At 73.7% G+C, this 8,017-nt stretch carries 9 protein-coding genes; 2 read left to right on the forward strand and 7 right to left on the reverse strand.

Going from position 1 to position 8,017, the window contains the following annotated elements:
• On the forward strand, positions 1-618 hold a 618-nt coding region (locus tag J1M38_RS09225; RefSeq protein WP_241246569.1), incomplete at its 5' end, for a TetR/AcrR family transcriptional regulator.
• Positions 619-721: 103 nt separating this feature from the next.
• Positions 722-1,195, forward strand: a complete 474-nt coding sequence (locus J1M38_RS09230) for a GNAT family N-acetyltransferase (RefSeq protein ID WP_186319886.1) — start codon at positions 722-724, stop codon at positions 1,193-1,195.
• A 105-nt stretch (positions 1,196-1,300) separates the two neighbouring features.
• On the opposite strand, the gene J1M38_RS09235 is transcribed toward J1M38_RS09230, so the two are convergent.
• The 7 genes from J1M38_RS09235 to pyrH all read right to left on the reverse strand — a co-directional run bounded on the left by J1M38_RS09235 (position 1,301) and on the right by pyrH (position 7,989).
• On the reverse strand, positions 1,301-2,728 hold the full coding sequence (locus J1M38_RS09235; RefSeq protein WP_036314052.1) for a dihydrolipoamide acetyltransferase family protein: 1,428 nt from the start codon (positions 2,726-2,728) through the stop codon (positions 1,301-1,303).
• Positions 2,725-3,780, reverse strand: a complete 1,056-nt coding sequence (locus tag J1M38_RS09240) for an alpha-ketoacid dehydrogenase subunit beta (protein ID WP_044659478.1) — start codon at positions 3,778-3,780, stop codon at positions 2,725-2,727. The genes J1M38_RS09235 and J1M38_RS09240 overlap by 4 nt, the downstream gene beginning before the upstream one ends.
• Before the next feature lie 8 nt (positions 3,781-3,788).
• Positions 3,789-4,943 carry a pyruvate dehydrogenase (acetyl-transferring) E1 component subunit alpha gene (gene pdhA, locus J1M38_RS09245; protein WP_073116924.1) on the reverse strand — a complete coding sequence of 385 codons (1,155 nt, stop codon included), beginning with the start codon at positions 4,941-4,943 and terminating at the stop codon, positions 3,789-3,791.
• A 156-nt stretch (positions 4,944-5,099) separates the two neighbouring features.
• The gene (locus tag J1M38_RS09250) at positions 5,100-5,699 is read right to left on the reverse strand and encodes a DivIVA domain-containing protein (protein ID WP_036314046.1); all 600 of its coding nucleotides are present in this window, start codon (positions 5,697-5,699) and stop codon (positions 5,100-5,102) included.
• Between the two features lie 49 nt (positions 5,700-5,748).
• Positions 5,749-6,585, reverse strand: a complete 837-nt coding sequence (locus J1M38_RS09255) for a phosphatidate cytidylyltransferase (RefSeq protein WP_060974172.1) — start codon at positions 6,583-6,585, stop codon at positions 5,749-5,751.
• A 25-nt stretch (positions 6,586-6,610) separates the two neighbouring features.
• Positions 6,611-7,168, reverse strand: a complete 558-nt coding sequence (gene frr, locus J1M38_RS09260; protein WP_036314042.1) for a ribosome recycling factor — start codon at positions 7,166-7,168, stop codon at positions 6,611-6,613.
• 53 nt (positions 7,169-7,221) lie between these two features.
• A complete protein-coding gene (gene pyrH, locus J1M38_RS09265; RefSeq protein ID WP_002857706.1) occupies positions 7,222-7,989 on the reverse strand; it encodes a UMP kinase in 768 nt (255 codons plus the stop codon).
• Between the last annotated feature and the right edge of the window lie 28 nt (positions 7,990-8,017).

Raw genomic sequence — 8,017 nt, forward strand, 5'->3', positions numbered from 1 at the left:
GCCCCGGCGACCCCGCCGACCGCCCGGGAGGCCGCCAAGGCCCGACGCCGGGTGGACCTGCTCGCGGCCGCGGCGCGACTGTTCGCGGCCCGGGGCTTCGACGCGGTCCGCCTCGAGGACATCGGCGCCGCGGTCGGGATCAGCGGCCCCGCCATCTACCGCCACTTCGCCGGCAAGGCCGCCGTGCTCACGGCGATCCTCGACACGGCCTCACAGGACCTGCTGGACGGCGGGCTGGCCGCCGAGGCGCAGCACGCGCCGGGGGCGGAGACCCTGCGGGCCCTCATCGGTTTCCAGGCGGACTTCGCCCTCGCCCAGCGCGACGTGATCCGTGTGCAGGACCGCGACATGTCCGCCCTGCCCGACGGCGCGCGCACGGCCATCACGCGCACCCAGCGCGCCTACATCGACGTGTGGGCGCGCCAGCTGCAGGTCGTCCACCCCCACGAGGACCAGGCCACCGCCGTGTTCCGCGCCCAGGCCGTGCTGGGCCTGCTCAACTCCACCCCCCGCTCGGTGCGGCGCACCGCGGCCGACCGCGCGGCTCGCCGCGCGACCCTCGTGGCCATGGCCTGGGCCGCGGCCACGGCCCCCGGGCCGCTGCCCGGCGGGGACTGAGCGGGCGGCACCGGCCCGGCGGGCCGGCGTCGTGCCCGGTGATACGGTGGCCGGTACCCGCGACGGCGACGCCGTCGAACCCCGCCCCGAGAGGTCCACCGCCGTGCTTCTTCGTGACGTCCGACCCGAGGATCTGGACGAGTTCTTCCTCCACCAGCAGGACGAGCAGGCCAACCTGATGTCCGCCTTCTCCCCCCGCAACCCCCGGGACCGCGGTGTCTTCGACTACCACTGGGCCCACCTGCTCGGGGACGAGGACACCGTCGTGCGGACCATCGAGCACGAGGGCCGCGCCGTGGGTGCGCTCGTGTGCACCCAGCAGGACGGCGTGGGCGAGCTGTCCTTCTGGACCGCGCAGGACTACTGGGGCCTGGGGCTGACGACCGCGGCCGTGGACCGGTTCCTGGAGGAGCACACCGCCCGCCCGCTGCGGGCGCACGTGCCCGAGGACAATGTGGGCTCCGTGAAGGTGCTCTCCCGCCGCGGCTTCGAGACCGTCGGCGAGGAGAAGGTCTTCTCCAACGCCCGTGCCGAGGTCATCACCGAGCTCGTGATGGAGCTGCCCGCCGCCGACTGAGCGCGCCCCGCGGCCCCCGCCGTGCCGGCGGCCGCACCGGCCTGCCACGACGACGGCCCCGCCTCCCGGTGCCCGGGTGGCGGGGCCGCGGCGCGTCCGGGGCCGTCAGACCATGGTCAGGGTCAGACCCGGGCGGCGCAGGATCGCGCCGACGTCCGCGAGGAAGCGCGAGCCCTGCTCGCCGTCCACGAAGCGGTGGTCGAACGAGAGGGACAGCGTCATGACGTCCCGCAGGGCGATCTCGCCGCGATGCTCCCACGGCATCCTCCGGACCTGGCCGATCGCGATGATCGCCCCCTCACCCGGGTTGATGATCGGGGTGCCCGCGTCCACGCCGAACACCCCGACGTTCGTGAGCGTGAAGGTGCCGCCGGCCAGATCCGCCGGGGACAGCCGCCCCTCGCGGGCGAGGCCCGTGAGATCGCGGATGGCGTCGGCCAGCTCCCTCAGGCTCATCGCCTGGGCGTCCTTGACGTTCGGCACCATCAGCCCGCGGGGGGTGGCGGCGGCGAAACCGAGGTTCACGAAGTTCTGCTGGACGATCGTCCCGGCGGCCTCGTCCCACCGGGCGTTGACGTCCGGGGTGCGCTCCATCGCCACGAGGCACGCCTTGGCGGCGAGCGTCATGGGCGTGAGCTTGACGTCCCGGAACTCGCGGGAGGCCTTGAGCTCGGCGAGCAGCTCCATGGTCTCGGTGACGTCCACCTGCAGGAACTCGGTCACGTGCGGGGCGGTGAACGCGGACTGCACCATGGCCGCCGCGGTCGCCTTGCGCACGCCCTTGACCGGCACGGCCTCCGTGCGCGGGCGGCCGCCCAGGGTGCGGACGCCCCCGGTCGAGCCCGACTCGGCGCCGGACTGCGGCGGCGCCGCCGCGGCCGCGGGCTGCCCGCCCCCGGCCAGGAACGCCTCGACGTCCGCGCGGGTGATGACCCCGCCCACACCCGTGCCGGTGACCTGCTCCAGATCCACGCCCGCGCGGCGCGCGTACAGGCGCACGGGCGGAGTGCACCGGGGTCGCTCGCCCGGGGCCGGCTCGTGGGCCGCGTCCGCGCGGTCCGGCTCGGCGGCCTCGGGCTGCGGGCGCCCGGCGCCGGCGGGGGCCGCCTCCGACGTGGACGGCGCCTGTCCGCGGGCGGGCTCGCCCGCCGGGGCGGCCGACGTCGCCGGGGCCGCGGAGCCGCGCCGCGCACGGCGGCCGGGCTTGCCGGTGTCCGGCGCGGCGCCGTAGCCGACGAGGGTGGGCACGCGGCCGTCACCCTCGGCGGGCCCGCCGACGTCGGGCTCGGCGCCCTCGAGGGTGAAGGTCACCAGGGGCGCACCGACCTCGAGGGTCTCACCCTCGGCGCCGTGCAGGGCCGCGACGACGCCCGCGAACGGGCTCGAGACCTCGACCACGGCCTTGGCCGTCTCGACGTCGGCGAGCACCTGGTTCACGCTCACCGCGTCGCCCTCGGCCACGCGCCACGTCACGATCTCGGACTCGGTCAGGCCCTCGCCGAGGTCGGGCAGGCGGAAGGTCTTCTGACTCATCGGGTCTCCTCCCCGGCGTTCTGGGCGGCGAGGAACTGCTCGGCGGTCTCGGGGGCGGCGAACGCGTCCACGGAGTCCAGCGAATTCGGCCGGCCCAGAGCACGGTCCAGGCCGTCGAGGATGCGGTCGAGGTCCGGCAGGTGCAGGTGCTCGAGCTTGGACGGCGGGTAGGGCACGTCCATGCCGGTGACGCGCACCGGCGGGGCCTCGAGCCAGTGGAACGCTCGCTCGGCCACCGTGGCCACGAGCTCGGCGCCGAGGCCGCCGGTGCGGGAGGCCTCGTGCGCCACGACGAGCCGGCCGGTGCGCCGCACCGAGGACTCGACGAGGCCGGTGTCCAGCGGGGACAGGCTGCGCAGGTCGACCACCTCGACCTCGACGCCCTCCTCGGCCGCCACCTCGGCGGCCTGCAGGGCGGTCTTCACGAGCGGGCCGTAGGCCACGAGCGTGGCGTCACGGCCCTCGCGCAGGATGCGGGCCGGGCTCATCGGCGGGATCGCGACGTCCAGGTCCACGTCGCCCTTGTCGTGGTAGCGACGCTTGGGCTCGAGGTAGACCACCGGGTCCTCCGAGGCGATCGCGGCGCGGATGAGGTCGTACCCCTCCTGTGGGGAGGACGGGGAGACCACGCGCAGGCCCGCGGTGTGCAGGAAGTAGGCCTCGGGCGACTCGGAGTGGTGCTCCGGGGAGCCGATGCCGCCGCCGAAGGGGATGCGGATGGTGACCGGCATCGGCACGGCGCCGCGGGTGCGGGCACGCAGCTTGGCCAGGTTCGCCACGATCTGGTCGAACGCCGGGTACACGAAGCCGTCGAACTGGATCTCGACGACGGGCCGGTAGCCGCGCATCGCCAGGCCGATGGCCGTGCCCACGATGCCGGACTCGGCCAGCGGGGTGTCGAGCACCCGGTCCTCGCCGAACTCGGCCTGCAGGCCGTCGGTGATGCGGAACACGCCGCCGAGGGCGCCGATGTCCTCGCCCATGAGCAGGACCTTGGGGTCGTCGGCCAGGGCACGGTGCAGGCCGCGGTTGATCGCACGGCCGAAGGTCATGCGCTCGCTCACGCGCCCGCCTCCTCGTCGTCGAACTGCTGCAGGTAGAGGGCGTGCTCGCGGCGCTGCCGCTCGAGCTCCTGGTGGGGCTCAGCGTAGATCTCGTCGAAGAGCCTGTCCGCGCCGTCCTCCTCGAGCGCCTCGAGGGCGCGGCGGACCTCGGCCGCCAGCTCGTCGGCCTCGGCCTGGGCCTGTGCGAGCACGGCGTCCACGTCCACATCGAGGGTGCGCAGGTGCGCCTCCACGCGGGTCAACGGGTCACGGGCCTTCCAGGCCTCGAGCTCGGCGTCGTCCCGGTAGCGGGTGGGGTCGTCCGCGGTGGTGTGCGGGCCCATGCGGTAGGTGACGGCCTCGATGAAGGTGGGACCGCCCCCGTCGGCCGCGCGCTCGACGGCGGCGCGGGTCGCGGCGAGCACGGCCAGGACGTCGTTGCCGTCCACGCGCATCGACGGGATGCCGAAGCCCCACGGGCGGTCCGCGATGCTGCGGCGGGTCTGCAGGCGCACGGGCTCGGAGATGGCCCAGTGGTTGTTCTGGCAGAAGAACACCACGGGCGACTGGTACGAGGCGCTGAAGACCATGGCCTCGTTGACGTCTCCCTGGCTCGTGGCGCCGTCGCCGAAGTAGACGATCGTGGCGACGTCCGCCTGGTCCCGCTGGACGCCCATCGCATAGCCGACGGCGTGCAGGGCCTGCGCGCCGATGATGATCTGCTGGGTGGCCACCCGCGTCTCGTTCGGGTCCCAGCTCGAGAACGTGGAGCCGCGCCACACCCGCAGCAGGTCCAGCGCGGGGACGCCGCGCAGCAGGGCCACGCCGTTCTCGCGGTAGGACGGGAAGACGAAGTCGTCCGGGCGCAGCGCGACGGCGGAGCCCACCTGGGCGGCCTCCTGGCCCAGCAGCGGCGGCCACAGGGCCAGCTCGCCCTGACGCTGCAGGTGCGTGGCCTCGACGTCGAGGCGACGGACCACGGCCATCTGGCGGTACAGCGCGGCGAGGGCGTCGGCGTCGACGTCCTCGATCCACGGGTCGAGCTCCGGCTGCGGACGGCGGCGGCCCTCCGCGTCGAGCACCTGGAGCGCCACGGCCTCGGCCGGGCCCGCCGGGGGCGGAGAGCCGGCGGATCGGCCGCCGGTGGGACGGGTGTGGTCCACGAGGGTCACTGCACTGCCTTCCGATCGACGCCCACGGTGCGGGGCGAGGGAGCTGTACGCATGCGCGAGCAGGGGTGGAGCGCGCGGCGTCTCGGTGGTGCGATTGTACTCACGTGAGTGTGATCTGCGCCACTCTGCCCGGGGCCGCCGCGCGAGGGCCGGGTGTCAGGCGCGGCGCAGCAGCACGTCGACGGCGGCGTCGAGGTAGGCGTCGACCTGGCCCTCCTCGTAGCCGGCGGCACCCTCGGCCTCGCCGAACGACGCGCGGCGCACGTCGTCCGCGGTCAGCCCGCCCTCGGCGCCGGGATCCGTCGAGTCCTCCGCACCGGCCAGGGTGACGCGCAGACGGTCCACGAGCGCGTCCACCTGGTCCACGTCGTAGCTCACGGCGTCCGCGCGGGAGGGGCGGCGGAAGCGCTCCGCCGGGGCCCGGTCGGCACGGGCCACGAGCTCGGCCACGCGCTCCTCGAGGTCTGCGGCCCAGTCCTCGTCCCCGCGCTCGGCGACGAAGGCCTGACGCTCGGCGGCGGCCAGCTCCTCTTCGAGGCGGTCCAGCTCGTCGTCCACCTCGTCCGTGGCGTAGCCGCCGTTGACGGTCGCGAAGCGGGCCTGGCGCACCTCCTCCGCCGTCAGCGGGGCACCGCCGTCGCGTGCCTCACGGGCACGCGCCATGAAGGCGTCCACGTGGGTGGTCTCGTAGCCGATCTCGTCCTGCTCGACGAGCTCGAAGACCGGCTCGGCGTCCGGGGTGGTGCGGGGGGTCATGGGCGTCTCCTGCGGTGCGGGTCCCGGCCGTGCCGGGTCGAGGGGTGGATCAGGTCAGGGGCAGCGCCAGCACGGTGTAGGCCACCGGCGCGGCGAACACGAGGGAGTCCAGGCGGTCCATCACGCCGCCGTGGCCGGGCAGGGCGGAGGACATGTCCTTGATGCCGAGCTCACGCTTGACCATGGACTCGGAGAAGTCCCCCGAGGTGGCGGCGGCGACGGTGGTCACGCCGAGGACGGCGCCGACCCACCACGGCTGGCCGACCAGCAGGGGGACGGCGACGACGCCCACCAGCACCGAGCCCGCCAGGGAGCCGGCCAGGCCCTCCCAGGACTTCTTGGGGCTGATGCGCGGGGCGATCGGGGTGCGGCCGAAGCGGTAGCCCACGATGTAGCCGAACGTGTCGTTGGAGACCACCATCAGCAGCAGGATCGCCACCATGCGGTGCCCCAGCGGCTCGTCCAGGAGCGCCGCGGCGAAGGAGAGCAGGAACGGCGCCCACAGCACGATGAACACGCCCGCGAGCATGAACTGGCCCGCCGGACGCCGCCGCGTCAGCGCCGTCCACACGGCCACCAGCGCCAGGCATGCCACCAGGGCGATGAACAGCGCGGGCACCCCCCACCGCCACGCGGTGAGCGGCAGGACCGCCGCGGCCACCCAGAGCGGGGGCCGCGGCACGTCCAGGCCGATGCCGCGCACCGCCGTCGCGATCTCGGACACCGCGCCGACCAGCAGGGCGACCACGAGGAGGACCAGCAGCCAGTCGAGCCAGAAGAGGCCGACCAGGGCCGTCGCCAGCAGCCCCACCCCCACGAGGACGGCGGACTTGAGGTCGCGGCCGCCGCGCGGGGGTGCGGGCGAGGTGGACACGGCGGAGGTCATGGGGCGAGCGCGGACGGCGGGAGGCTCAGACCTCCAGCAGCTCCTGCTCCTTGTTCTTGGCCATCTCGTCGATGAGCTCGACGTGGCGTTTGGTGAGCGCGTCCAGCTCCTTCTCGCCGCGGGCACCCTCGTCCTCGCCGACCTCGCCGTCCTTGACGGCCTTGTCCATGGCCTCCTTGGCCTTGCGGCGGGCATTGCGCACGGAGATCTTGTGCTCCTCCGCCTTGGACTTGACCAGCTTCACGTACTCCTTGCGGCGCTCCTCGGTCAGCTCCGGCATCACGATGCGGATGACCTTGCCGTCGTTGGACGGGTTCGCGCCGACCTCGGACTCGGACAGCGCCTTCTCGATGTTGCGCAGGGCCGACTGGTCGAACGGGGTGATGAGCAGCGTGCGGGCGTCCGTGGTGGTGAAGGACGCCAGCTGCTGCAGCGGGGTGAACGAGCCGTAGTAGTCGACCATCACCTTGGAGTAGAGGCCCGGGTTGGCGCGGCCCGTGCGCACGGAGGCGAAGTCCTCACGCGTGGCCTCGATGGTGCGGTCCATCTGCTCTTCGGCGGACTGCAGGGTCTCCTGGATCACGGTGTCTCCTCGGTGTGGTGGAACAGGTCTGCCGCCATCCTACGCGGCGCGCCTCAGACGGTGACGGTGGTGCCGATCGGCTCGCCGAGCAGGGCGCGGGTCACGTTGCCCGGGCCCTCCATGCCGAACACGCGCATGTCCAGGTCGTTGTCCTTGCACATGGTCATGGCGGTCAGGTCCATCACGCGGATGTTCCGCAGCAGCGCCTCGTCGTAGGTCAGGTGCGTGAGACGCTCGGCGGTGGGGTCCTTCTTGGGGTCCGCGGTGTAGACGCCGTCCACGCCGGACTTGGCCATCAGGACCTCGTCCGCCCCGACCTCGAGGGCACGCTGGGCCGCCACGGTGTCCGTGGAGAAGTAGGGCAGGCCGGTGCCTGCGCCGAAGATCACGACGCGGCCCTTCTGCATGTGGCGGATGGCGCGCAGCGGGATGTAGGACTCCGCCACCTGCTCCATGTGGATGGCGGACTGCACGCGCGTGGTGACCCCGGCCTGGATGAGGAAGTCCTGCAGGGCCAGGCAGTTCATCACGGTGCCGAGCATGCCCATGTAGTCGGCCCGACGGCGGTCCATCCCGTTCTCGGACAGCTCGGCGCCACGGAAGAAGTTGCCGCCGCCGACGACGATCGCGATCTCCACCTGGTCCGCCGCGGCGGCGATCTGCTCGGCGATGCCGCGGACGGTCTCCGGGTCCACGCCGATCTTGCCGCCGCCGAACACCTCGCCCGAGAGCTTGAGGAGCACGCGACGGCGGCCGGTGTCGTCCGAGGTCTGCGGGGCGTGGGCGGTGGTCGGGTCCTCGGGGGCGCGGTTCGTCTCCATGGGAAGCATCTCCTGGTCGGTGGGGGGT

Origin of the sequence: Micrococcus sp. KRD070, from assembly GCF_017168435.1 — a bacterium.
GTDB classification, from domain to species: domain Bacteria; phylum Actinomycetota; class Actinomycetes; order Actinomycetales; family Micrococcaceae; genus Micrococcus; species Micrococcus luteus.

Coding starts and splice junctions, on each gene's coding strand:
- J1M38_RS09250 (WP_036314046.1), bottom strand. CDS start 5,699: ATGACCCCCCGCACCACCCCGGACGCCGAGCCGGTCTTCGAGCTCGTC.
- J1M38_RS09255 (WP_060974172.1), bottom strand. CDS start 6,585: ATGACCTCCGCCGTGTCCACCTCGCCCGCACCCCCGCGCGGCGGCCGC.
- pyrH (WP_002857706.1), bottom strand. CDS start 7,989: ATGGAGACGAACCGCGCCCCCGAGGACCCGACCACCGCCCACGCCCCG.
- J1M38_RS09235 (WP_036314052.1), bottom strand. CDS start 2,728: ATGAGTCAGAAGACCTTCCGCCTGCCCGACCTCGGCGAGGGCCTGACC.
- J1M38_RS09240 (WP_044659478.1), bottom strand. CDS start 3,780: ATGACCTTCGGCCGTGCGATCAACCGCGGCCTGCACCGTGCCCTGGCC.